This is a genomic window from Micromonospora sp. LH3U1 (genome assembly GCF_028475105.1).
In the GTDB taxonomy this organism is placed as follows: Bacteria; Actinomycetota; Actinomycetes; order Mycobacteriales; family Micromonosporaceae; genus Micromonospora.
Genome location: NZ_CP116936.1, coordinates 5987879 through 6010664, shown reverse-complemented (window position 1 = coordinate 6010664; position 22786 = coordinate 5987879). Strand labels below are relative to the sequence as shown.

The 22786-nt window shown below is 73.0% G+C and carries 21 protein-coding genes and 1 pseudogene; 18 read left to right on the top strand and 4 right to left on the bottom strand.

Going from position 1 to position 22786, the window contains the following annotated elements; genetic code table 11:
* Window positions 1–266: 266 nt before the first annotated feature.
* The 3 genes from PCA76_RS27505 to PCA76_RS27495 all read right to left on the bottom strand — a co-directional run bounded on the left by PCA76_RS27505 (window position 267) and on the right by PCA76_RS27495 (window position 2801).
* The gene (locus PCA76_RS27505; RefSeq protein WP_272613347.1) at window positions 267–1079 is read right to left on the bottom strand and encodes an ABC transporter permease; all 813 of its coding nucleotides are present in this window, start codon (window positions 1077–1079) and stop codon (window positions 267–269) included.
* Window positions 1076–2011: an ABC transporter ATP-binding protein gene (locus PCA76_RS27500; RefSeq protein WP_272613346.1), complete on the bottom strand. Its 936-nt coding sequence runs from the start codon at window positions 2009–2011 to the stop codon at window positions 1076–1078. Before PCA76_RS27500 ends, PCA76_RS27505 begins: the two co-directional genes overlap by 4 nt.
* A 142-nt stretch (window positions 2012–2153) precedes the next feature.
* Window positions 2154–2801 (bottom strand): hypothetical protein, encoded by a 648-nt coding sequence (locus tag PCA76_RS27495; protein ID WP_272613345.1) that lies wholly within the window; start codon window positions 2799–2801, stop codon window positions 2154–2156.
* A 151-nt stretch (window positions 2802–2952) separates the two neighbouring features.
* Here PCA76_RS27495 and PCA76_RS27490 point away from each other — a divergent pair, with 151 nt between their 5' ends.
* The 9 genes and pseudogenes from PCA76_RS27490 to PCA76_RS27450 all read left to right on the top strand — a co-directional run bounded on the left by PCA76_RS27490 (window position 2953) and on the right by PCA76_RS27450 (window position 12300).
* Complete coding sequence (locus PCA76_RS27490) at window positions 2953–3750, top strand: GNAT family N-acetyltransferase (protein WP_272613344.1); 798 nt, start codon at window positions 2953–2955, stop codon at window positions 3748–3750.
* Entirely contained in the window at window positions 3747–4685 is a 939-nt protein-coding gene (locus tag PCA76_RS27485) for a lysophospholipid acyltransferase family protein (protein WP_272613343.1), read from the top strand. Before PCA76_RS27490 ends, PCA76_RS27485 begins: the two co-directional genes overlap by 4 nt.
* A 127-nt stretch (window positions 4686–4812) precedes the next feature.
* The gene (locus tag PCA76_RS27480; RefSeq protein WP_272613342.1) at window positions 4813–5637 is read left to right on the top strand and encodes a DUF4097 family beta strand repeat-containing protein; all 825 of its coding nucleotides are present in this window, start codon (window positions 4813–4815) and stop codon (window positions 5635–5637) included.
* Complete coding sequence (locus tag PCA76_RS27475; RefSeq protein ID WP_272613341.1) at window positions 5634–6245, top strand: PadR family transcriptional regulator; 612 nt, start codon at window positions 5634–5636, stop codon at window positions 6243–6245. Before PCA76_RS27480 ends, PCA76_RS27475 begins: the two co-directional genes overlap by 4 nt.
* A gap of 97 nt (window positions 6246–6342) precedes the next feature.
* Window positions 6343–7044, top strand: coding sequence for a response regulator transcription factor (locus PCA76_RS27470; protein ID WP_184178241.1), 702 nt, complete (start codon window positions 6343–6345; stop codon window positions 7042–7044).
* Complete coding sequence (locus tag PCA76_RS27465) at window positions 7041–8597, top strand: sensor histidine kinase (protein ID WP_272613340.1); 1557 nt, start codon at window positions 7041–7043, stop codon at window positions 8595–8597. Before PCA76_RS27470 ends, PCA76_RS27465 begins: the two co-directional genes overlap by 4 nt.
* A 62-nt stretch (window positions 8598–8659) precedes the next feature.
* Window positions 8660–10242 (top strand): annotated as a pseudogene (locus tag PCA76_RS27460) (trypsin-like peptidase domain-containing protein).
* 173 nt (window positions 10243–10415) lie between these two features.
* Window positions 10416–11084 (top strand): BON domain-containing protein, encoded by a 669-nt coding sequence (locus tag PCA76_RS27455; RefSeq protein ID WP_272613339.1) that lies wholly within the window; start codon window positions 10416–10418, stop codon window positions 11082–11084.
* Between the two features lie 160 nt (window positions 11085–11244).
* Window positions 11245–12300: a glycosyltransferase gene (locus PCA76_RS27450; protein ID WP_272619671.1), complete on the top strand. Its 1056-nt coding sequence runs from the start codon at window positions 11245–11247 to the stop codon at window positions 12298–12300.
* Between the two features lie 28 nt (window positions 12301–12328).
* On the opposite strand, the gene PCA76_RS27445 is transcribed toward PCA76_RS27450, so the two are convergent.
* A complete protein-coding gene (locus PCA76_RS27445; protein WP_272613338.1) occupies window positions 12329–13780 on the bottom strand; it encodes a serine/threonine-protein kinase in 1452 nt (483 codons plus the stop codon).
* Window positions 13781–13945: 165 nt separating this feature from the next.
* On the opposite strand from PCA76_RS27445, the gene PCA76_RS27440 reads away from it, so the two are divergent.
* From PCA76_RS27440 to PCA76_RS27405, 9 genes are all read left to right on the top strand, one after another.
* Entirely contained in the window at window positions 13946–14779 is an 834-nt protein-coding gene (locus PCA76_RS27440) for a patatin-like phospholipase family protein (protein WP_272613337.1), read from the top strand.
* Window positions 14779–15795 (top strand): 1-acyl-sn-glycerol-3-phosphate acyltransferase, encoded by a 1017-nt coding sequence (locus PCA76_RS27435; RefSeq protein WP_272613336.1) that lies wholly within the window; start codon window positions 14779–14781, stop codon window positions 15793–15795. The genes PCA76_RS27440 and PCA76_RS27435 overlap by 1 nt, the downstream gene beginning before the upstream one ends.
* Window positions 15796–15804: 9 nt before the next feature.
* Entirely contained in the window at window positions 15805–16125 is a 321-nt protein-coding gene (gene cutA / locus PCA76_RS27430) for a divalent-cation tolerance protein CutA (RefSeq protein WP_272613335.1), read from the top strand.
* 48 nt (window positions 16126–16173) lie between these two features.
* Window positions 16174–16872 (top strand): hypothetical protein, encoded by a 699-nt coding sequence (locus tag PCA76_RS27425; RefSeq protein ID WP_272613334.1) that lies wholly within the window; start codon window positions 16174–16176, stop codon window positions 16870–16872.
* On the top strand, window positions 16859–17638 hold the full coding sequence (locus tag PCA76_RS32905) for a hypothetical protein (RefSeq protein WP_442930167.1): 780 nt from the start codon (window positions 16859–16861) through the stop codon (window positions 17636–17638). The genes PCA76_RS27425 and PCA76_RS32905 overlap by 14 nt, the downstream gene beginning before the upstream one ends.
* Entirely contained in the window at window positions 17638–19803 is a 2166-nt protein-coding gene (locus PCA76_RS27420; protein WP_442930285.1) for an SCO7613 C-terminal domain-containing membrane protein, read from the top strand. Before PCA76_RS32905 ends, PCA76_RS27420 begins: the two co-directional genes overlap by 1 nt.
* Window positions 19804–19940: 137 nt before the next feature.
* Window positions 19941–20993 carry a fatty acid desaturase family protein gene (locus PCA76_RS27415; RefSeq protein WP_272613332.1) on the top strand — a complete coding sequence of 351 codons (1053 nt, stop codon included), beginning with the start codon at window positions 19941–19943 and terminating at the stop codon, window positions 20991–20993.
* 300 nt (window positions 20994–21293) lie between these two features.
* Window positions 21294–21587 (top strand): 4a-hydroxytetrahydrobiopterin dehydratase, encoded by a 294-nt coding sequence (locus PCA76_RS27410; protein ID WP_272613331.1) that lies wholly within the window; start codon window positions 21294–21296, stop codon window positions 21585–21587.
* A complete protein-coding gene (locus PCA76_RS27405) occupies window positions 21584–22738 on the top strand; it encodes an FHA domain-containing protein (RefSeq protein ID WP_272613330.1) in 1155 nt (384 codons plus the stop codon). Before PCA76_RS27410 ends, PCA76_RS27405 begins: the two co-directional genes overlap by 4 nt.
* The last annotated feature ends 48 nt before the right edge of the window (window positions 22739–22786 follow it).

Here is a 22786-nt window from a genome sequence, read left to right as displayed (position 1 = left end):
ACGCGGGTTTGTGTGGCACGCGGTGTGTCCCTCGCGCCCGATTAGGGGCACGGACTGGACGACTCCCAGGCTACGCCGTGGAGATCCCGCCGGCATTTCCGCCTCGGTCCCGTGGCCGGTTTCACAGAAGATGCCAGAAGTTCAGCAACGCCTGCGCGCACGGTGTCGAACTGGTAACCCGGCTCCCGCGCGGCCGGTCGCCGAAGGGTGACGCCCGACCCCGGAGCGGCCAGCTTGTCGTTGCCGCCCCGGGGTCGCAGACGCCATCAGGCGATGTCGCGCCGCCGGGTGAGCAGAACTCCGGCAATTCCGCTGACCAGCGCATAGCCGATCAGCACCAGGGCCCCGACCCACCAGGACGGGGTGAACTCCGAGGTGCCCTCCGTGATCATGACCTGGGACGCCACCGCGGGCCAGATCACCTGCCACTTGAGCACCGCCTCGCTGTCGAGGAGGTTCGACAGGAGCAGGAAGAGCAGCCCCACCACCTGGGTGCCGATCAGATAGAGCACCGCCGCCGTGATCACCGCACCGAGCTGGTTGGTGATCAGCGTGCCGATGCCCACCCCGAGGATCGTCCAGATGGCGTAGGCCAGCAGGTTGAACAGCAGCGCCCGCTGCACCGGCCACTCACCGAGCTGAGTGCCGTAGTCGTTCGCGGACAGGAAGATCGCGCCGGCGGCCAGGTCGATAAGCGTGGTCGCCAGCCAGAACATGAAGCCGAGCAGGCTGGCGGCGGCGAGCTTGCTGACGATGACCGACGTTCGCCGGGGAGTCGTCAGGAACGTCGTGGTCGCGGTCTGGTGGAAGAACTCGTTGGTGACCATCAGGATGCCGATGAGCATCACGAACATCAGCCCGAGGTACTGGCCCGAGGTGTAGAGGTTCGCCGCCTGCGCCGGCGCGGTCGCCTGCTCAGCGCTGACGCCGATCTCCTCGGCGTCGCCGCCGAGCGCCGTGACGGCCAACCACGCATTGACCGCGAAGGCCAGGGCGATCGAGAGGAACGCGCCGATAGCCAGCCACCACCAGGTGCTGGTGGTACGGATCTTGAGCAGCTCGGATCGGACCAGGTTCATCGGATGTCCGCCTTTCCGGCCGTCAGCTCCAGGAAGACCCGTTCCAGATCGGGCCGTTCCGGGGTCAGTTCGTGTAGCTCCACGCCAGCGGCCAGGGCGACCCGGCCGACTGTCGGGGCGTCCACCCCGCCGACCAGCAGGAGGCCCTGCTCGTCGGTGTCGACGGTGGCCGACTGCGCCTTCAGAGCGGCGATCAACGCCTCGGCCTGCGGCGTGCGCACCCGGATCCGGGCACCCTGCGCCATCGACCCGAGCACCTGATCGACCGGACCCTGCCGGACCAGCTGCCCGGCCGCGATGATCACCACGTCGTCGGCGAGGAGCTGCATCTCCGACAGCAGGTGGCTGGAGACCAGCACCGTACGGCCCTCGTGGGCGAGGTTCTTGAGGAACCCGCGCATCCACCGGATGCCCTCCGGGTCCAGCCCGTTGGCCGGCTCGTCGAGGATCAGCATCCGGGGGTCACCGAGCATCGCGGCGGCGATACCGAGCCGCTGCTTCATGCCCAGCGAGTAGCCCTTGAACTTGCGCTTCGCCGCCGGGGTCAACCCGACCAGGGCCAACACCTCGTCGGCCCGCTGCTTGGGCAGCCCGGCCGCCGCGCAGATCACCCGCAGGTGGTTGATGCCGGTGCGGCCCTTGTGCGCGCTGGACGCCTCCAGCACCGCGCCGACGTGCCGCAGCGGGTCAGCGAGGTCGGCGTACCGGCTGCCGCTGATGGTGGCCGTGCCGGCGGTGGGCGTGACCAGGTTCAGCAGCATGCGCAGGGTCGTGGTCTTGCCAGCGCCGTTCGGGCCGAGGAAGCCGGTCACCCGCCCCGGCGCCACGGTGAAGGACAGGTTGTTCACCGCCCGAACGTTCTTGTACTGCTTCGTCAGACCGGACACCACGATCTGACCGTCGCTGGTGGGGCTTCGCTGCCCGTCAGTCATCGTTCTCCTCCCGTGCGTGGCGTAGAGGTACGCCGTGGCACAGCGTGACGGCCCGTGGCAACAAGGTCAATCAGGCGCGGTCCGTACTTTGCGGTCCGTCGCAGGGTGGAGGCGACTCATCCCCAGGGACGACGGCCGGAGTTCAGCGCGCGATCCAGGTTGCCCGTGCCGCGCCGAGCAGGGCGCCGTTCGGGCCGTACAGGCTGGTGTGCACGAGCGCCTTGCGCCCGTCGACACCGAGCAGAGCCCCGGTCACCACGCACTGGTCGCCCGGCCCTGGCAGCGCCGCGACCACGGCGGCGATCCGGCCCAGCAGGTACGGGCGGCCCGGCGCGAGCACCGTCCAACCGCCGGGGCAGTCCAGCGCGGCCCAGACCGTGGCCTCGCTGACCTGCTCGGGCGCCCGGAACGGCGCGGCGGTCCGCCCGTCCGGCAGCCGGCCAGGAAAGATCCGCAGCCCGTCCGCCCGCTGTGGCCCACAGACGTAACAGTCGGGGAACGGATGCTCGACCAGGCCGGGGTAGTGGGCCGCCGCAGCCACCGCGGTGTCCAGGTCGACAGGGGGTACGACGGCATCGACCAACCCGACCGGGCGCACCTCGGCCACCAGTTCGCCGGCCGGGTCACGGACCTCGCCGTCGACAAGACTCAGCGCGGTCTCCAAAGGTGGTGGCCGGCGCAGCGTCACCTCGACCGGTCCGGTGCCGCCCGCCTCGGCGGCGAACACCCCCGCGCTCCAGCCGCCGTTACCGGAACCGGGTGGCCCGTTGTAGCGGGACTCGATGCGCATCGTCGACCTCCGGTGGGGCGTGCCGGCGCCGTCGCCGGTTCCGTATCGGCAGCCTCGCACGGAGGTGGTCGGACCCATCCGCCGACCGGCGTTCATCCGATCGACACCGGTGGTCCCCGTGGATGGCAACCCGGGCACCTACACAGATCCCATGGCTGTTCTGCATGCCGCTGGCGCACCCCTGACGACCAGCGGATACACCCTGCTGATCGCCGACGACCCCATCCAGGTCGCGGCCGCGCAACGCCTGCGTCACGAGGTGTTCGCCACTGAGCTCGGCGCCACCCTCCTTCCCGGCGCGGCCGGGTTGGACGTGGACCCCTTCGACGCGTACTGCGACCACTTGATCGTCCGCGAGGACAGCACGGGCGAGGTGGTCGGCACGTACCGGCTGTTGCCGCCCGGCCGCACCAACCGGCGGTACGCCGAGGACGAGTTCGACCTGACCGCGCTCGACCCCCTCCGCGACGACCTGGTCGAGGCGGGCCGGTCCTGCGTACACCCGGATCATCGCTCGGGCGCGGTGATCAATCTGATGTGGGCTGGCATCACCCGGTACCTGCACCTGCGGGGCTCCCGCTGGCTCGGTGGCTGCGCCTCGGTGCCGGTGGCCGACGGTGGGCGGGCGGTGGCCGAGGTGTGGACCCAGACTCAGACCCGGCACCTGTCTCCGCCTCCGCTGCGGGTCCGCCCGCTGCGGCCCTGGTTCACCGACCCGGCCGCCGCTCTCCACCGGGCCGCCACCGCTCCGTCCGCCGCCGCCGATCAGGCCGGGCGCGTAGCGGTTCCGCCGCTGCTGCGGGGCTACCTCCGGCTCGGCGCATGGATCTGCGGCGAGCCGTCGTACGACCCCGACTTCGGGTGCGCGGACTTCTACGTGCTCTTCTCCCTGGACCGGATGAACCCGCGCTACCTGCGGCACTTCCTGGGCGAGGGGGCGCAGCGGTGACCGCCGTGCCGCACGAGCTGTGGCGGCCCTCGTCGGGCTGCGACGACGACTGCCTGCCGGGGGCCGGCGAGGTGCCCTCGGTGCCGGTGGCTCGACGGGTGCTCCGGTTGGTCGCCGCGACCGGCATGTTGCTGGCCGGGGTCGGCCTGGTGCTGCTGCTGCCCGTGCTCCCGACCCGGGAACGGCAGGCGGCGGTACGCGGCTGGGCTCGGGCCACCGCGCGCGCCTTCGGCGTCCGGCTCGTGATCCGGGGTCGGCTGCCCCGGCGGCGGGCGCTGCTGGTCGCCAACCATGTGTCGTGGCTGGACATCCTCGCGGTGCTGGCGGTCGCGCCCACCCGGATGGTCGCGAAGCGGGAGATCCGCTCCTGGCCGGTGGTCGGTCTGCTGGCCGCGGCGGCGGGCACGGTGTTCGTGGACCGTTCCCGGCCGCGAGCGCTGCCGAGCACCGTCGGCCGGGTCGCCGACGCGCTGCGCGCCGGCCGGTCGGTGGCGGTCTTTCCGGAGGGTACGACCTGGTGCGCTGGTGACAGCGCTGCCGACTGCCGCCCCGGTGGCGGTTTCCGGCCCGCGACGTTCCAGGCGGCCATCGACACGGGCAGCCCGGTGGTGCCGCTGCGGCTCGCCTATCGCTGCGAGGCCACCGGGACGACCACCACGGCCGCCGCCTTCCTCGGTGCGGACACCCTGCTGCGGTCGGTGGCCCGGGTGGTCGCGGCGCGGGAACTGGTGGTGTCGGTGACCATCGCCGCCGCGCTGCACCCGGCCCGTGACGCCGACCGGCGGTTGCTGGCCCGGGCCGCCGAGTCGGCCGTACACCTGCTGCCCACGGCGGGTGCCGTGGCGCGGGCCCGGCTGCGTTCGGTGCCCACGGTGACCCCGGCCGTTCCCGTGCCGACGCCGGTCACCGGCCGGGAGTTGGACCTGGCGGCCTGAGGGGAGCGGCGCGGGCGGAGGTTCCGTCCGGTGACCAACTCGCGACCTGTCTTGTGCTGTCGCGATGTATCGCGTTACTGTGCTCCCTGTCAGGCGCGTGTCCGCGCGCCGTCGAAAGGGGGACGCCATGGCCGAATGGACGGTCGAGAGCCCGCAGCGGCTCACCATGGACGGCCCGGTCACCCGGCTGGACGTCCGCCTGGTGAGCGGACGGCTCAACGTGGTCGCCACCGACGGCCCGACCCGGATCGACGTCACCCAGGTCGGTCGGCGGCCGGTCCTGATCGATCACTCCGACGGCCGGCTCAGCATCCGCCAGGAGCGCGGCCGGGGCTGGTCGGACGTCCTGCGGTGGTTCCGGATGATCCACCGCTATCCCCGGGTGGACGTCTCCGTCGCCGTGCCCACCGATGTCCTCGCCGACCTGGGCCTGGTCGCGGGATCGCTGGTCGCCTCCGGCCTGCGCCGGCAGACCACGGTCCACGTCGTCGCCGGCCAGATCACCCTGATGGGCCTGGGCGGCAACACCTCCGCGCGGATCACCTCCGGCCCGGTGGAGGCGCTCGGCGTACGCGGCGACCTCACTCTGGACACGGTCTCCGGTGAGGTGATCATCGCCGACAGCGCCGCCGATCGGGTGCGGGCGCAGACCGTCTCCGGTGCCATCACGTGCGACCTGGACAATCCTCGGCGCAGCGAGATCCGGCTGACCACCATCTCGGGCAGCATCACCGTCCGGGTCCGCGAGGACAGCGACCTTGCCGTCCAACTACAGAGCGCTTCGGGCCGGATCACCAGTGGCTTCCCGCAGGTGCGCACCTCGACGTTTCCACTGTTCAACAGCGAGGGAGTGCTCGGCGCGGGCGAAGGTAAGCTCTGGGCTTCCGCGACCTCGGGGAGCATCGCCCTGCTCGCCCGAGCTGTCGACGACGATGGGGAGGAGCTGCCGTGACGGCCGTGTTCAGCCACGGACGGCTCCGGCTCTACCTGCTCAAGCTCCTCGACGACGGCCCCAAGCACGGGTACGAGCTGATCCGTCTGCTGGAGGATCGGTTCCTCGGGCTCTACGCCCCCAGTGCCGGCACCATCTACCCCCGCCTGCAACGGCTGGAGGTCGAGGGTCTGGTGAGCCACACCGCGGCCGGTGGCCGCAAGACGTACGAGATCACCGACGCCGGCCGTGACGAGCTGCGCCAGCGGGCCGGCGAGCTGACCGCGCTGGAGGCGGACATCGCGGCCTCGGTGGCGGACCTCTCCACCCTGGCCGGCGAGATCCGCAGCGAGGTACGCGGCTCGGCACGCGACCTCAAGCGGGAGCTGAGCGAGGCCACCCGGCAGACCCGGCGTACCCGCTGGGAAGCGCCGGCACCGGCTCACCGGCCGGCGTCGGCCGCCGGGCCGCACACCGCGTTGCTCGACGAGGTCGACCAGCGGCTGACCGCGTTCAGCGCCGAGGTGGGCCGGCTGGTGCGCGCCCGGCAGTTCAGCGACGGCCAGCTGCGCACCGCGATCCGGCTGCTCGACGGCGCCCTGGACGGGCTGCGCCGCCTGCTGCGCTGACCGGCGCTGCCGAGGGCCGGCGGATCGGCCGGCGACTCACAGGGTTTTTGCAGGAAGCGTCCAGCGCCGACGCAGTGACGTCACCGATGATGGGCACATGCCCGCTACCCAGACCGAGGCGCGTCTGCTCGTCGTCGAGGACGACCCCAACATCCTCGAACTGCTCTCCGCGAGCCTGCGGTTCGCGGGCTTCGACGTGGCCACCGCGACAAGTGGGAGCGCCGCGCTCAACGCCGCCAAGGATCACCGGCCCGACCTGGTGGTGCTCGACGTGATGCTGCCGGACCTGGACGGCTTCGAGGTCATCCGGATGCTCCGCGAGGGCGGCACGCGTACCCCGGTGGTCTTCCTGACCGCCCGGGACGCCACCGACGACAAGATCCGTGGGCTGACCCTGGGCGGCGACGACTACGTCACGAAGCCGTTCAGCCTGGAGGAGTTGACCGCCCGGATCCGCGCCGTGCTGCGTCGCACCACGACCGGCGAGCAGACCCCGTCCCGGCTCACCTTCGCCGACCTCGAGTTGGACGAGGAGACCCACGAGGTGCACCGGGCCGGCCAGCGCGTGCAGCTCTCGCCGACCGAGTTCAAGCTGCTGCGCTACCTGATGCTCAACGCCAACCGGGTCCTGTCCAAGGCGCAGATCCTCGACCACGTCTGGAACTACGACTTCCGTGGCGACGACAACATCGTCGAGTCCTACATCTCCTACCTGCGGCGCAAGGTCGACACGACCCAACCCCGGCTGATCCACACCCTGCGTGGCGTCGGGTACGTGCTGCGCAAGCCGGCGGCGTGAACGCGGTCCAGCAGGCGAAGGGACGGGTACGCAGCGTTCCGCTGCGGGTCAAGCTGGTCACCTCGGTGCTGGCGTTGGTCGCCGTCGCGCTGCTGGTGATCAGCTCGCTGACCGCTTACTTCCTGCGCAACTACCTGGAGGGCCAGGTGGACGGCCAGATCAGGTCGACCGCGCAGGGTCTCGGCCAGCTGCTCCCGAAGCTGCGCAGCGGTGAGGTCAACGCGATGCTGCCCAGCGACTACGTCGTGATCGTGGCCGACGAGCAGCAGGTGTACGCCCCCAAATACGACGAGCGCAGTCTCGACCTCGACCAGCTGCCCACGTTCCCCACCAGCCGCGCGGGCTTCGAGGCGGAGGAGGGCGAGCCGCAGACCGTCGCATCCCACGACGGCTACACCCGGTGGCGCGTGTACTACGCCCCCCAGCGTGATGGCTCGGTACTCGCCGTGGGGCAGCCGCTGACCGACGTGGATCGGGCGGTGAAGCAGCTCGTCTGGATCGACCTCCTGGTCGGCGGCGCCGTGCTGATCATGCTGGCCTCGGTGGGCGCGGCGATCGTCCGGACCAGCCTCAAGCCCCTCGTCGAGATGGAACAGACCGCTGCCGCCATCGCAGGCGGGGACCTGACCCGCCGGGTGCCCGACCCGGAGCAGGGGCAGGAATATCCGACCTCTGAGCTGGGCCGACTCTCGCGTGCGTTGAACGCGATGCTCACCCAGATCGAAGCGGCGTTCACCGCCCGAGCCGCCTCGGAGACCGCGGCGCGCTGGGCGGAGAGTGCTGCCCGGGACGCCGCCGTCGCCGCTCAGGCGTCCGAGGCGCGGGCCATCCGCTCGGAGGAGCGGATGCGGCAGTTCGTCGCCGACGCCTCGCACGAGCTGCGGACCCCGCTGACCACCATCCGCGGCTTCGCCGAGCTGTACCGGCAGGGCGCGGCCCGTGCGCCGGAGCAGACCGCCGGCCTGCTGCGCCGGATCGAGGACGAGGCGGCCCGGATGGGGCTGCTGGTGGAGGACCTGCTGCTGCTCGCCCGCCTGGACCGGGAACGGCCGCTCTCGCTGACTCCGGTGGAGTTGCCGGTGCTCGCCTCCGACGCCGTGCACGCCGCCCGAGCGATGGCTCCGGATCGGCGGATCGAGCTGGAGATCGAGCCTGAATCGGGCCCGCTCGTCGTCTCGGCCGACGACGCGCGGCTGCGTCAGGTGATCGGCAACCTGGTCACCAACGCGCTGACCCACACCCCGCCGGACGCCGAGATCCGGGTACGGCTGCGTGCCGAACCGGGGGACCTCGCCGTCGTGGAGGTGGCCGACACCGGCCCAGGCCTCTCGCCGGAGCAGGCGGAACGGGTTTTCGAGCGGTTCTACCGGGCCGACGCGGCGCGCACGCGGCGGGCCGACAGCAACACCGGCACCGGCCTCGGCCTGGCGATCGTGGCGGCGTTGGTCGCCGCCCACCACGGCTCGGTCGAGGTGGCCGAGACGCCCGGCGGTGGGGCCACCTTCCGGGTCCGGCTGCCGCTGCTGCCACAGGTCGACGGAGTGGGCGACTGACTTTCAGGGAACTTCCAGGACGGTTCCAGCTTGATCGCAGTGCCAGGGGAGAAGGTAGTGCCATGACCGAGTTCGAGTCCGACCCGCAGCGCCGGCCGGCCCCCACCGACGCCGAGCCGTCGCACCCCACCGCCGAGCTGCCGCGCGACGAGCGCGCGCAGTCCGACTCCCCGACCACTCCCGTCCCGGTCGTGTCGACCACCGGTGACTCGGAGACCACTGCCTTCACGCCCGCCACACCGGCCGCCCCCGCCGCGTACGCCGGGCAGCCGGCCAGCGCGCCGCCGGCCGCCGCCCAGCCGACCGGGTACGAGCCCCGGCCGCCACCCCTTCCGCACCGCCGTACCCGGTCTCCGGCTACCCGGCAGCCGGCCAGCCCGGCTACCCGCAGCCGACCGCCGGCCAGTACCCCGGTGCCCACTGGCAAGCGGGTCAGCAGTCCGGCTGGGCTGGCGGGGGGCAGCCGGGTATGGCGTACCCGCCGCACCAGCAGCACGCCCAGCACCCCGGGCAGCACGCCCAGCACCCGGGTCAGCCGGTTCCGCGGTGGGGCCCGCAGGTCGCGCCGCCCGGCAGCGGCCCCCGGCCGGGTCGGATCGCCAAGTTCGCCGGCGCCGGCGTCGCGGTGTTCGCCCTGATGCTCGGTTCCGGAGTGGCCGGCGGAGCGCTCGCGCTCGCCATCGACGGTGACGGCGGCGGCGGTATCACCCGCACCTACTCCGCGGCCCCGGTGATCGACGGCGCCGACCTGCCGAAGATCGCCGCGTCCGTGCAGGACAGCGTCGTCTCGATCACCACCGACAGCGGTGAGGGTTCCGGGGTGGTGCTCAGCGCCGACGGGTACGTGCTGACCAACAACCACGTCGTCGCCTCCGCCGCTGGCGACGTCGTGCGGGTGGTCTTCGCCGACGGCAAGACCGCCGACGCGAAGATCATCGGTACTGACCCGAAGACCGACCTGGCCGTGGTCAAGGCCAACGGGGTGAGCGACCTCAAGCCGGCCAAACTCGGCGACAGCGACGCCATGCAGGTCGGCGACCAGGTGCTCGCCCTGGGCAGCCCGCTCGGCCTGCAGGGGTCGGTGACCTCGGGCATCCTCAGCGCCCGGGACCGCACCATCCGGGCCGGCGAGGGCCAGCAGCAGGACCCGACCCAGCAGAGCCAGCCCGTCAGCTCGATCTCCGGTCTGCTCCAGACCGACGCACCGATCAACCCCGGCAACTCCGGCGGCGCGCTGGTCAACACCCGGGGCGAGGTGATCGGCATCAACACCGCCATCGCGACCTCCGGGCAGAGCACCGGCAACATCGGCGTCGGGTTCGCCATCCCCAGCAACAAGGCCAAGGACGTCGCGGACAAGCTCCAGCGCGGCGAGAAGGTCAGCCACCCGTCGCTCGGGGTGGGCGTCAACCAGGCCGAGGGCGGCGGGGCGCTCGTCGCGTCGGTCACCACGGGCAGCGCGGCCGAGAAGGCCGGCCTCCAGCGTGGCGACGTCGTCACCCGGTTCGGTGACAAGCCGATCAACGATTCTGACGACCTGGTCGGCGCGGTGCAGGCCGGCAAGGTCGGCGACCGGGTCGAGGTGCAGTTCAAGCGGAACGGCGTCGAGAAGTCGGCAACCGTGACGCTTGCCGAGACGTCCTGACGGATATCTGAACCTGCCTCCTCCCTCTGGCGGCGGGTGGCGGGGCCGAGGGGGTCGGCTCCGTCACCCGCCGCTTTTTCCGCCCGGACGGCGGTTCACCCGGATCGGGTGAACCGCCGTCACCCGTGTGTCCGACAAATTCGGTGGGCGCGTAACCGAAACCGGGGGGTGTCATGACCGAGGTGGTGGATGTCCGCGACGACGAGCGGATCCAACGCGACGTCCTGGCGGAGCTGGCCTGGGACGCCCGGCTGCAACCGAACGAGATCGGCGTGACCGTCGACGAGGGCGTGGTCACGCTGACCGGGTTCGTGGACGGCGCCGCCCGCAGTTGGGCCGCGACCCGGTGCGCACAGCGGGTTCGCGGCGTACGCGTGGTAGCCGACGAGATCGAGGTGCGGCTGCCCGGCACGCCGGGGCGTACCGACGCCGAGGTCGCCCTCGCCGCCTCTCGCGCGCTGGAGTGGGACAGCTTCGTGCCTGCCGAGCGGCTGGACCTGACCGTGGCCAATGGCTGGCTGATGCTCCGTGGTGAGGTCGAGTTCGGGTGGCAACGGCGCGCCGCCGAGGGGGAGTTGCGCCGGCTCGACGGCGTACGGGGGATCACCAACCTGATCGAGGTACGACCACCGGCGCCACCCGCTGAACGGCTGCGTCGGGACGTCCAGCGGGCGCTGCTGCGCACGATCGGCGCCGAGCGGGTGACCGTCGAGGTTGATGGCGACACCCTGGTGCTCGCCGGGGTGGTCCGTTCCTGGTGGGAACGCGACCAGGTCGAGCGTGTGGCCTGGTCCGCGCCGGGGGTGCGGGTCGTTCACGACCAACTCCTGGTCGGCGGGTGAGCGTCCGCCTTGTCCGGTTTACCCGGGACGCCACAGGGAACCCGCCGCCGACCACGTCGACCGGCGGCGCCGCCGCCGCACCGGGGACCAACGGGGAGGACTCGTGGCCGTGAACCATCCGCCTGCGGGCCGCCCGAAAGAGCGGTTGTTGCGTATCGCGATGGTGGTTCCGCCCTGGTTGTCCGTGCCACCGCCCGGCTACGGCGGCCTTGAGCAGGTCGTCGCCGCACTGGTGGACGCGCTGACCAGCCAGGGGCACGCGGTGACCCTGTTCGGCGCCGGCAGCCAACACGGCACCGCCGCCGACGGCTTCGTCTCCACCGTTCCCGAGGTCCAGTACGAGCGGCTCGGCGAGTCACTGCCGGAGCTGGCCCACCTGGCCCGGGTGAACCGGCTGATCACGGCGGCCGACTTCGACGTGATCCACGACCACACCACGATCGGCCCGCTGGTCGCCGGCCGCCGGGCCGTGCCGACGGTCACGACCGTGCACGGCAACCCCGTGGGGGAGTACGGCGATGTGCTCGGCGACATCGACTCGGGTGTCGCTCTGGTGGCGATCTCGCACGCCCAACGCCGACTGAACACTGGCCTGCCCTGGGCCGGCACGGTGCACAACGCACTGGACATCCGTGGCCTGCCGCGTAAGACCGAGCCCGGCCCGGGGCCGGTGCTGTGGTTGGCCCGGTTCAGCCCGGACAAGGGCCCGGACGTCGCCATCCGGGCGTGCCGGGCAGCCGGGTTGCCGTTGGTGCTGGCCGGCAAGTGCAACGAGCCGGCCGAGCGCCGTTACTACGAGCAGGTCGTCGCGCCGCTGGTCGACGATGACGTGACCGTCGTGCTCAACGCCGACCGCCCGGAGACCCTACGGATGCTGGTCGACGCCCGTTGCCTCATCATGCCGATCCAGTGGGATGAGCCGTTCGGCATGGTGATGCTGGAGGCGATGGCGACCGGCACACCGGTGGTCGCGCTCAACCGGGGTGCGGTGCCGGAGCTGGTCCGGCCGGGGCTGACCGGGCTGGTCTGCGAGCGGCCGGAGGAGCTACCCGCGGCGTTGCTCGCTGCCGAGCAGCTCGCCCCGGAAGACTGCGTGGCACACGTCGCGGAGAACTTCTCGGTCGAGCGGATGGCGTACGGCTACGCGGAGGTCTACCGGCGCTTCGCTGCCGGGCGACACGACATCCGCGAACCGGCCCGGGTGTCGGCCCGCTGACGCTCCCACCCGCGGCGTCGCCGTCCGGTCAGACCCGGGCCGCACCCAGCTCGGCGATGGCGGCGTCGAGCCGCTCCGCGTACGCCGGACTGATGCCGCCCTCACCGAGGCGAACCGCGACCTTCTCGCGCAGCCGGGCCACCAGCGGCGCCGCCTCGTCGCGGCCGGAGCTGACCGCGACGGTCAGGTTGCGCAGCTCGTTGCGCAGGTCGAGACCAACGTCGACACGGATCTCACCGGCACTGAGCCCGGCGCCGATCAGCCCGTCGACCCGGTTGGCGGCCTCGACCAGGGTGCCCGGATCCGAGGTGGGTGACCTGGTGCTCGGCCTCGTTGGCGATGCGGCGGTCGGCTCGGGCGACGCGGAGAGCGGCGGGTCGGTCGACGGCGTCGGCACCGGGCCGACCGTGGGCTGCGTCCGGTGTGTCGGCTGCTCATCGGGCAGCAGGGCCACCCCGGCCAGGGTCGCCCCGACCGCCAGGACCGCGGAGACCAGCACCAGCGCCAGTCGCCGTCGGGACCAGCCCGACTCGGCCGCCGTCTCGTCCGACCCGGCCGCCGTCCCCCTGGCCACCACCGGGACGGCGGCCGGCCGTGACGGCAGGGGCCGGGTGGGCACCCGGATGGTCGCGGCCGGAGGATCGGCCGGCAGCAGTTGGTCGCGTAGCGCGGTGGCCACCTGCCGGGCGGTCGGCCGATCGGCAGGATTCCGGGCGAGGCTGAGCAGGCAGATCCGGGCCACCGGTGGGGGCAGCTCCGGCAGCTCGGCCAACGTCGGCGGCGGGCCGCTGGCCAGCGCGGCGCTGAGCTGCTCCCAGGTGTCCGCCGGGTACGGGACCCGGCCGGTCAGCGCCTCGTGCAGCAGTACGCCGAGCGAGTAGACGTCGGTGGACGGCTGGGCCGGTGCGCCGTCGAGCCGTTCCGGTGCGACGTACGCCGGGGTGCCGAAGGTCTCGCCGTCCTCGTCCTCGTCTGGCGCGCCGATCCGGGTGGCGATGCCGAAGTCGAGCACCTTGACACCCGTCCCGGTCATCATCACGTTGGCCGGGGTGATGTCCCGGTGCACGATGCCGAGCCGGTGAGCGGCGGCCAGAGCATCCGCGACCTGCGCGCCCACCTGGACCGCCTCGGCCCACGGCAACGGCCCCTCGGTGAGTCGCAGCTTCAACTCCTCGCCGCTGAGCAGCTCCATCACCACGAACGAGGTGATCGAGCCGTCCGGGGCGACCGTCTCGCCGTAGTCGTGCACGGAGGTCACGTGCGGGTGCACCAACTGGGCGGCGGCCCGGGCCTCATCGCGCACCATGCCCCGAAATCGCGCGTCGGCGGCCAGCGACGGGGCGAGCACCTTGAGCGCGACGACCCGGTCCAGCACCTCGTCCCGGGAACGCCAGATCACTGACATGCCGCCGGCGCCGATCTGGTCGAGAAGTCGGTATCTGCGGGCCAGCAACCGGCCCGGATGCAGTGCTGCCTTCACCGATCGCACCTGCCTCAGGGGTGGGAGCGGTATCAGGTTGCGCGAATGTGTCCGGCCTGTCAACGCCGTCGCCGTACCCGTTCGACGGACGGTGCCTGGCGTGCGCCTACCGCCCGCCGACGGCGGCCGACCGGCGGGCTGCGGGCCCGTGCCAGGATGAGAGGCATGGCGGGGGGACCGGTGGCATTCGTGCTCGGCGGCGGGGGAGTGCTCGGCGCGGTCGAGGTGGGCATGTTGCGAGCGCTGTTCCGCGCCGGCATCCAACCCGACATGGTGCTCGGCACCTCGATCGGCGCGGTGAACGGCGCGCTGGTCGCCGCCGACCCGTCGGAGGCGGTGACCGACCGGCTGGTCCGGCTCTGGGCCTCGCCGGAGGCGAGCGAGGTGTACGGCGACTCGGTCGCCCGGCAACTGCGCCGTTTCGCCGCCCGCACACACCTGCACTCACCCCGGCCGCTGCGCCGCCTGCTGGAGACCGAGCTGGGGGTGGATACCACCTTCGCCGATCTGCGGGTGCCGTTCCGCTGCTGCGCCGCACACATCGAGCGGGCCGCCGAGCACTGGTTCGACAGTGGCCCGGTGGTGCCGGCGGTGCTGGCGTCGGCCTCGGTGCCAGGTCTGCTTCCACCCATGGAGATCAACGGCGCGCACTACGTGGACGGCGGCATCGTCAACTCCATCCCGATCGGCGAGGCGGTGGCCGTCGGCGCCCGCCAGATCTTCGTCCTCCAGGTGGGTCGGATCGAACGGGACCTGACGCCGCCCCGACGGCCGTGGGAGATCGCGCAGGTCGCGTTCGAGATCTCCCGCCGGCACCGCTTCTTCCGGGAGATGGCGGCGCTGCCCGAGGGGGTGGAGGTGCACGTCCTGCCGACCGGAGGGCTGAACCCCGGCGACGACACCCCATGGGCGTACCGGGACATGGCGGCGGTGGGACGGCGGATCAGCCGGGCGTACACCGCCTCCCGGCGCTACCTCGCCACCAACGTGGAGCGGTGATGCCGCTGCCCCCCAGGTGGCTGCGTCGGTTGTTGATCGCCCCCGCCGTGGTGGTGCTCGCGTTCGTCGTGGTCACCACGTTGCCGGTCTGGGCGCTGCTCGCCGCGGCCGCCTCGCCGCTGGTCCCGGGCCGGTTGCGCCCGCTGCGGCTGCTCTGGATCGGCTGCCTCTACCTGGTCTGGGATGCCGCCGCGCTGCTCGCGCTCTTCCTGCTCTGGGTCGCCTCCGGCTTCGGCTGGCGGGCCCGGTCCCCGGCCTTCCAGCGCGCACACTACGTGCTGGCCGGCTGGTTCCTGCGGGTGCTGTTCTGGCAGGCTCAGTGGGCACTGCGGTTGTCCATCGACGTGGTGGGCACCGACCCGGACACTGCGCTGCCCGGCCGACCCGAGCTGGTGCTCTGCCGGCACGCCGGGCCGGGCGACTCGTTCATCCTGATCCACGGGCTGGTCAACTGGTTCGACCGGGAGCCGCGGATCGTGCTCAAGGACAGCCTCCAGTGGGACCCGGCCATCGACGTGCTGCTCAACCGGCTGCCCAACCGGTTCATCGCGCCGACGCCGGAGCGCGGCGAGGAGACGGTACGCCAGGTCGGGCAGCTGGCCGCCGGCCTGGACGACAACGACGCGTTCGTGATCTTCCCTGAGGGTGGCAACTTCACCCCCAAGCGACGACTGCGGGCCATTGCCCGATTGCGTTCCCTCGGGCTGGAACGGATGGCCCTGCGCGCCGAGCGGATGCGCCACGTGCTCGCCCCGCAGCCCGGCGGGATGCTCGCCGCGCTGGACGCCGCCCCGGACGCCGGGGTCATCTTCGTCGCCCACACCGGGCTGGACCGGATGCTCACCGTCGCGGACGTGTGGCGGGAACTGCCGATGGACAAGCGGATCGTGATGCGGTTCTGGTCGGTGCCGCCGGAGGACGTACCGACCGGACGGCAGCAACGTATCGACTGGCTCTTCGATTGGTGGGCGCAGATCGACGTGTGGATCGCGGCCAATCGGGACAATGCCGCGTAGGGTGCGGTCGTGGACCAGATCTGCGTGGTAACGACGGTGGTGGATGCGCGTTCGGTTGCCGACGTGCTGGCGGCCGCAGCCGTCGCCGGTCGGCTCGCCGCCTGCGCCCAGGTGGGTGGCCAGGTGGACAGCACCTACTGGTGGCGGTCCGGAGTGGAGACCAGCACCGAATGGTCGGTGCAGTTCAAGACCTCGCCCGATCGGCTCTCCGCGCTGGTGGACCAGATCCGGGTCAGTCACCCGTACGAGGTGCCGGAGATCCTGGTGTCCAGGGTGGAGAGCGGCAATCCCGACTACGCCACCTGGGTGTTCGAGCACACCCGCCCCTGAGTACGCGCACTCTGGGCCGCGCCCCGGTCGGCTGCCGATGATGACCGGGTGGATGACACCCGCTATCCCTGCCCCGCCTGCGGTGCCCCGGCGGATCTGAGCACCGGTTGCACCGGCTGCGGGCGCGCGCCCGACCCGATCGCCGCCGAGGTGGTCCGGCTGAGCCGGGAGGTCGCCCAGCTCGAGCCGGAGGTGGACCGGGCCCGTCGCACGTACACCGAACTGGCCGGCCGTCTGTCGGCCACGTCGCGGCGGCGGGCCGAGTTGGCAGCGGTCGTCCGCGCCGGGTTGGCCGCTCCCATCGTGGCGCGGCCGGTGGCTCTCGTCGGGTCGGCACCGCCCATCGGCCCGGGTGCCTCGGCGGAATCGGCGCCGGGCGCGGCGGAAACCTCGACTCGGACCGTCCAGGGTCTGCTCTTCGTCCTCGGTGGACTTCTGCTGGGTACCGCCGCGGTGGTGTTCACCGCGGTGGCCTGGGCGGCGGTGGGGGTCGGCGGGCGGGCGTTGATCCTGGCCGCGTTCACCGCGCTCGCCCTGGCCGTACCGCTGCTGGCGGTCCGCCGAGGGCTGCGCGGCACGGCGGAGACGTTCGCCGCGGTCGGGTTGCTGCTGGTGGTGCTGGACGGTTACGCGGCCTGGTCGGTGGACCTGGCCGGTGTGGCCGGCTGGCCGGGCAGCCGGTACGCCGCGCTGGTCGGGGGGCCAGCGCGGCGGTCGCCGTGTCGTACGGCCGGTGGAGCAGGTTGACCGGGCCCTGGTTCGCCGCTCTGGTGGCTGCCCAGCCGGCGTTGCCGCTGCTCGCCGCCGAGGCCGAACCGGGTGCGGGGGTTGGGCGCTGGTCCTGCTCGGGGTGGCGCTGCTGAACCTGGCCGTGCTGGCCGCGCTTCGCGGCCGGGACGGGGTGGCGCAGCTCGTCGGCCGGGTGTTGGCCGGGATCGGCCACGTCGCCGCGCTCGTCGGTGCCGCCAGCTGCGCCCTGGTGCCGCTGATCCTCGGGCGGGCGGCGGGTTCGCCACTGCTGGCCGGCCTGCCGCTGTTGCTGGTCGCGCTCACCGGGCTCGGTGCGGCCTGGCTGGTCGGTGGGCGGGCGCTGCGGTCGGTGGCCGCTGGGCTGCTGGTGCCGGTGCTCGCCGTCGCCCTGCTGCGTCCGGTGGCCGAGCTGCGGCCGGCACTGCTGCTGATCGCGGCGGCGACGGTGGCCGTCGGTCTGGCGGCGGCGGTGCGGCTGCTGCCGGACATGGCCGGACCGGAGGTGCCGGCGCGGCAGCGGCCGACATGGGCTGGATCGGGGTGCCCGATGTCGGCGGTTGGCGGACCGGCCCGCGTGCCGGTGCGCTGCTGGTCGCGGCGTGCACGGCGCAGGTGGCCGTGCTGGTCACCGCCGCGCTCGCGGTGGCCGCCGTCGGCCGGTCGCTGCCGCCGTGGGGCGGGGCCGGGACGGGATCGGACCTGGACTGGGGCTGGCAGTTGGCACCCACCGTGGCGTTGGCGATCGGCGCGACGGTGCTGCTGATGCCCCGGGGTGCGCGGCCGGTGCTCGCCACGGCCGGCGCGGTGGCAGTGCTGCTCGCCGTGCCCGCCGGCTGGACGGCCTCCTGGCCGCAGGTGGTGGCCGTCGACCTGGTCGGCGGGGTCGTGCTGCTGCTCGCCGTGCTGGCCCGCCCGGCGACCCGCCCGCCCTCCCTGCACACCCGCGCGCTCGGCGGTGCCGCCCTGCTCGGGCACGGGCTGCTGGTCGCCCTGGCCGCCGCGTCCGGCGTCCTGGTGGCGCTCGGCGCCATCGCCGTGGTCGGGCTGGCGCTGGCCGTACGACGGGGCACCGGGCCGTACCGTCAGGTGGCCGGCGTGGGTCTGCTGGTCGCGCAGCTCGCGCTGCCCTGGGCCGTGGTGGCGGCGCTGTTCGCCGCGGGCGCGCCGCCGTGGTGGCAGGCGCGTCTCGCGCTGGCCGCCGCCGCGCTGCCGCTGGTCGCGGTGCTCGCGGCGCGTCGCCACCGGGTGGAGCTGACCGGGTACGCGGTGGCCGGCGCCGTGGTCGCGGTGACCGTGCCGGGACTCGCGCCGCTGGTCGTGGCGGGGAACGAGCCGCTGGCGCTGTACGCCGCGTTGGCGGCGCTGGGCGTCGCGCTCGTCGCCCTCTGGGACCGGCCGCCGGCCGCCGATCACGAGTCGGTCCGGTCGGGCGAGCCGAAGGAAGCTGGATCGCCGATCGGGGCGACGCCGGCTGGAGGGCTGGCGGTCGGGGGGCCGTCGGTGACCGGCCGGTCGGGTGTGGTGGTGGCGGCAGGTGGTGCGCTGGCGGCGGTCGCTGTCCTGGCGGCCCTGCCGACGGTGCTGGCCGCGCTCGTGTCCCCGTACGGCAGCCGGGGGCGGGTGTGGTCGGGGGTGCCCACGGTCCTGGCCGATCCGACGGTGCTTCCCGTCGGGTTGGCGCTGGTCGTGCTGGCGGTGGCCGCCGTGCTGGTCGGTCGACGGGTCCGCCCGGCGGTGCTGCCCGCGCTGCCGTTCGTCGCGGCGGCGCTTCCGGTGCTGCTCATCGCGGTCGGCGCGCCGTGGCCGGTGCTGCCGGCCGCCGTCCTGCTCGCCGGGTTGGCCGCGCTGCTGCTCGCCGCTCTGGCCGCGCCTCGCCCGGCGCTCGCAACGGTCGCCGTACCGGTGGGGGCGGTGCTGGTCGCCTCCGGTGTGGTGGGGCTGCTGGCCACCCGGGCCGGGACGCTCGCCGCCGAGGGGGTGCTGCTGGTGGCGGCGGTGGTCGTTGCCGTCGGGGCGCGCATGGTCGAGGTGCGTGTCGCCGGTTGCCTCGCCGCGGTGGGTGCGGCATCCGCGCTGGCGGTGACGGCCCCGCTCGCCGCAGGGCTGCCGTTGCGGGCGGCCGCGTACCCACTGCTCGCGGTGGCCGCGCTGGTGCTGGCCGTCGCCGCCGCGACCACCCCGGCGCGGGCGGTCGCAACCACCCCGTCGCCGGCCGACGCAACCACCCTGCCGCAGGCGGTCGCGGCCATGCCGGCCCCGGGGGCGCGGGTCGGGCGGGTGCTGGACGCTGCCGCGCAGGCGGTGGCGCTGGTGGCGGCGGTGCTCGCCGTCGAGGTGGCGCGGCACCTCGCCACCGTCTGCGTGCTCTGGGGTGCCGCCGTCGCGTTGCGGCTGCTACGCCGCGGTGAGCCGGCCGGCCGGCGGTGGGCGTTCGCCGGCATCGCCGCCGGCAGCGAGTTGCTCGGGGCGTGGGTGTTGCTGGCCGCCGGCGGCGTGACCGTGCTGGAGGCGTACACCCTGCCGGCCGCGGCGCTCGCACTCGGCGCAGGTCTGCTGGCGATGCGGATCCGACCCAGGCTGACCAGCTGGCCGGCCCTCGGCCCGGGGTTGGTCGCGGCGCTGCTGCCGAGCCTCGTTTCGGTACTTGCCGGCGCGGACCCGCAGCCGTGGCGGCGACTGCTCCTCGGCGCGGCGGCGCTGGGCGCGGTGCTGGCCGGCGCGACCCGCCGATGGCAGGCGCCGGTGCTGCTCGGCGGCGGGGTGCTGGCGCTGTTGGCGCTGCACGAGTTGGCCCGAGGATGGGACCTGCTGCCCCGGTGGATCTACCTCGGTGTCGGCGGGTTGGCGCTGGTCGGGCTCGCCGCCACCTACGAGCGGCGGCGGCGTGACCTGGCTCGGTTGCGCGCCGCCGTGGGCCGGCTGGGCTGAGCCGGACCACAGGGGGGTAGGGCTCTCCCTACCCCCCATTCGGGGGTTGTCTGGGTTACTCAGCGCGACCGTGACCGGGAGACTTGACATTAAGCCCGAACCACCCCGGTACGGGCGTAAGCGGAACGGGAGCACCAATGGCGCTCGGAGCGGTGGCGGAACCGCCGGTACAACGGCGAGGCAGTGACTACGCACAGTTGTCCCGACGGATCAGCCAGGCGGGCCTGCTGGAGCGTCGCCCCGGCTGGTACGTCACCCGCATCGCGCTCACCCTCGGCGCCTTCGTGGCCGGCTGGGTGGCGGTGTTCCTGCTCGGCGACTCCTGGTGGCAGCTGCCGCTCGCGGCCCTGATGGCGGTGGCCACCACCCAGGTCGCATTCCTCGGCCACGACGCCGGGCACCGCCAGATGTTCCGTCGGCGCGGTCCCAGCGAGTTGGTGGGGCTGCTCGCGGGCAACGTGGCGGTGGGGATCAGCTATGGCTGGTGGGTCGACAAGCACAACCGGCACCACGCCAACCCGAACCACGAGGACGAGGACCCGGACGTCGGCGCGGGTGCCCTGGTGTGGACGCCCGAGCAGGCGCTGGAGACCCGGGGAGTCAATCGCTGGCTGGCCAAGCGCCAGGCGTATCTCTTCTTCCCGATGCTCCTCCTGGAGGGCCTGAGCCTGCACGTGGCGAGCATCCGGGCGATCATCGGGCGGGAGCCGGACGGCCGGTACACCACCCCGATGCGACGCCGGGCGGTCGAGGCGGTGCTGCTCGTCGCGCACACCGCCGGGTACGTGGCACTGCTGTTGACGGTCATGTCGCCGGTCAAGGCGCTCCTCTTCGCCGCCGTGCACCAGGCGCTGTGGGGTTTCTACATGGGCTGCGCGTTCGCGCCGAACCACAAGGGCATGCCGATGCCGACTGCCGAGGACGAGTTGGACTTCCTGCGTAAGCAGGTGCTGACCTCCCGCAACGTACGGGGCAGCCGACTGGTGGACACCACGCTGGGCGGGCTCAACTACCAGATCGAGCACCACCTGTTCCCGAACATGCCGCGCGCCAACCTGCGCCGGGCCCAGCCGATCGTGCGCGCCTACTGCGCCGAGCAGGGCATCCCGTACGCCGAGACCGGGCTGGTCGAGTCGTACCGACAGGCACTCGGTCACCTGCACGCGGTTGGTCAGCCGCTGCGCGGCTGAACAGGCACGGCCGCCATGCGGCTGAACAGGCACGGCCGCCATTTGGCTGAACAGGCACGGCCGCCACGCGGCTGAACAGGCACGGCCGCCACGCGGCTGAACAGGCACGGCCGCCACGCGGCTGAACAGGCACGGCCGCCACGCGGCTGAACAGGCACGGCCGCCACGCGGCCGACATGAAGGTTGATCGGCGGGGCGGCATCCGATGATGCGGCCCCGCCGCCGCATTTCTGGACACCGCGGATCCGGCGCACGACGGCGCGTCCGGCCAGTCGGACGCGCCACCGGTAGGGTCTGGTCATGGCAGACCTGCTCACCGCGGATGCGGTGCGAGAAGAGCTGAGCGGGTTGACCGACTGGTCGGGCGACCCGACCGGCATCGGTCGTACCGTTCAGCTCGGCAGTTTCCCGGACGCCATCGCGGTGGTGGACCGGGTGGCGACGGTGGCCGAGGAGCTCGACCACCATCCCGACATCGACATCCGATGGCGGACCCTGACCTTCCGCTGTGTCACGCACTCCGCCGGTGGGGTCACCCACCGGGACATCGCGCTGGCCCGGCGGATCGACGACATCGTCCGGAGCGCGGCATGAGATTCGAGATCAGCAAGGTTTTGGACGCCATCGAGGGACGGGTGTGCACCGACCCTTCGCTGGCCCGGGCCGTGGTCGACCTGGCCGAGGTGATCCGCTACCAGGACATCGACGGCGGCCGGCCAGCCAGCCTGCTGCGCCTTGGCATGGTCATCGACGCCCTCTCCCGCGAGTTGGAGGAGGACAGCGTCCAGGTCTACGCGGTGGTCCACCGGGCGCTACTCTCCGACGCCGACCTCACCTCCAACGAGCGGATGGTCGTCCGCCGCTGGGCCGACGACGGGCTCGTCGAGGTGCTCGACAACCCGGGCGACCGGATGTTGGAGGTCGCCGACCTGCTCGGGCTGCCGGTGCTCAGCCGGGTTCGCTTCGACGGGCTGCGCGGTCGGTTCCCGTGGCTGGTCGAGCAGCCCGGTCGGGTGGTCGCTCCGGTGCCGGGTGCCGGTGGGCCGGTGTTCATCGCGCACGTCGGTGGTGGGCACTCGCCGGTGGCCGGCAAGCGTTCGCCGACCGGCGTGAAGTTGCTGGCCCGCCAGTGGCGCTGCCCGGAGTCGGGCTGCGCGCTGTTCGGCGGCGGTGGTGGGGGTGGCGCGTTCGCCGACCTGGCCGGGGGTGCCGACCGCAGCCCCGCCGCGCAGCCGCCGCCCGCGCTGCGCAACGGCGTTCCGACCTGCCCCCGGCACGGCGTACGGCTCGGTGACGGCGGCCCTCGGCCGCGTACGGAGGTGCTCGCGGTGCGCGTCGGCGGCCTGGTCCGGCGGCGGTTCGTGCTGAGCGAGGATCAGCCGCTGGTCGCTGGCCGGGCCCCGGAGCAGGACGGCGGGATCATGCTCGGGCAGTGGCTCAACGACGAGGCCCGGCGATGGATCAGCCGTGGCCACGTCCACTTCGAGCTGCGGGTCGGCGAGGTCATCGTGACCGACGTCAGCACCAACGGCTCGGGCATCCGCCCGGCCGGCTCGATGGCCGAGTCGGACCGCATCCCCCTGGCCCCGCAGCAGTCCCGTGTGCTGGGTGAGAACGACATGGTGGAGCTCTACCCCGGGGTGCAGATCGGCCGTGCCGAGGAGTTGCCCACCGGCGCCCCGTTCACCCCCACCTCAGTGATGGCCGAGGCCCCCACGATGGCCATGCGCCTACCCCGCCCCTAACCCCGCGCTGCCCCCCGCTGCCCCGCGCTGCCCCCGCGCCGCCCTAGC

Coding starts and splice junctions, on each gene's coding strand:
- PCA76_RS27415 (WP_272613332.1), top strand. CDS start 19,941: ATGGCGCTCGGAGCGGTGGCGGAACCGCCGGTACAACGGCGAGGCAGT.
- PCA76_RS27405 (WP_272613330.1), top strand. CDS start 21,584: ATGAGATTCGAGATCAGCAAGGTTTTGGACGCCATCGAGGGACGGGTG.
- PCA76_RS27500 (WP_272613346.1), bottom strand. CDS start 2,011: ATGACTGACGGGCAGCGAAGCCCCACCAGCGACGGTCAGATCGTGGTG.
- PCA76_RS27435 (WP_272613336.1), top strand. CDS start 14,779: ATGCCGCTGCCCCCCAGGTGGCTGCGTCGGTTGTTGATCGCCCCCGCC.
- PCA76_RS27450 (WP_272619671.1), top strand. CDS start 11,245: ATGGTGGTTCCGCCCTGGTTGTCCGTGCCACCGCCCGGCTACGGCGGC.
- PCA76_RS27440 (WP_272613337.1), top strand. CDS start 13,946: ATGGCGGGGGGACCGGTGGCATTCGTGCTCGGCGGCGGGGGAGTGCTC.
- PCA76_RS27505 (WP_272613347.1), bottom strand. CDS start 1,079: ATGAACCTGGTCCGATCCGAGCTGCTCAAGATCCGTACCACCAGCACC.
- PCA76_RS27470 (WP_184178241.1), top strand. CDS start 6,343: ATGCCCGCTACCCAGACCGAGGCGCGTCTGCTCGTCGTCGAGGACGAC.
- PCA76_RS27420 (WP_442930285.1), top strand. CDS start 17,638: ATGCCCCGGGGTGCGCGGCCGGTGCTCGCCACGGCCGGCGCGGTGGCA.
- PCA76_RS27455 (WP_272613339.1), top strand. CDS start 10,416: ATGACCGAGGTGGTGGATGTCCGCGACGACGAGCGGATCCAACGCGAC.
- PCA76_RS27480 (WP_272613342.1), top strand. CDS start 4,813: ATGGCCGAATGGACGGTCGAGAGCCCGCAGCGGCTCACCATGGACGGC.
- PCA76_RS27490 (WP_272613344.1), top strand. CDS start 2,953: ATGGCTGTTCTGCATGCCGCTGGCGCACCCCTGACGACCAGCGGATAC.
- PCA76_RS27495 (WP_272613345.1), bottom strand. CDS start 2,801: ATGCGCATCGAGTCCCGCTACAACGGGCCACCCGGTTCCGGTAACGGC.
- PCA76_RS27410 (WP_272613331.1), top strand. CDS start 21,294: ATGGCAGACCTGCTCACCGCGGATGCGGTGCGAGAAGAGCTGAGCGGG.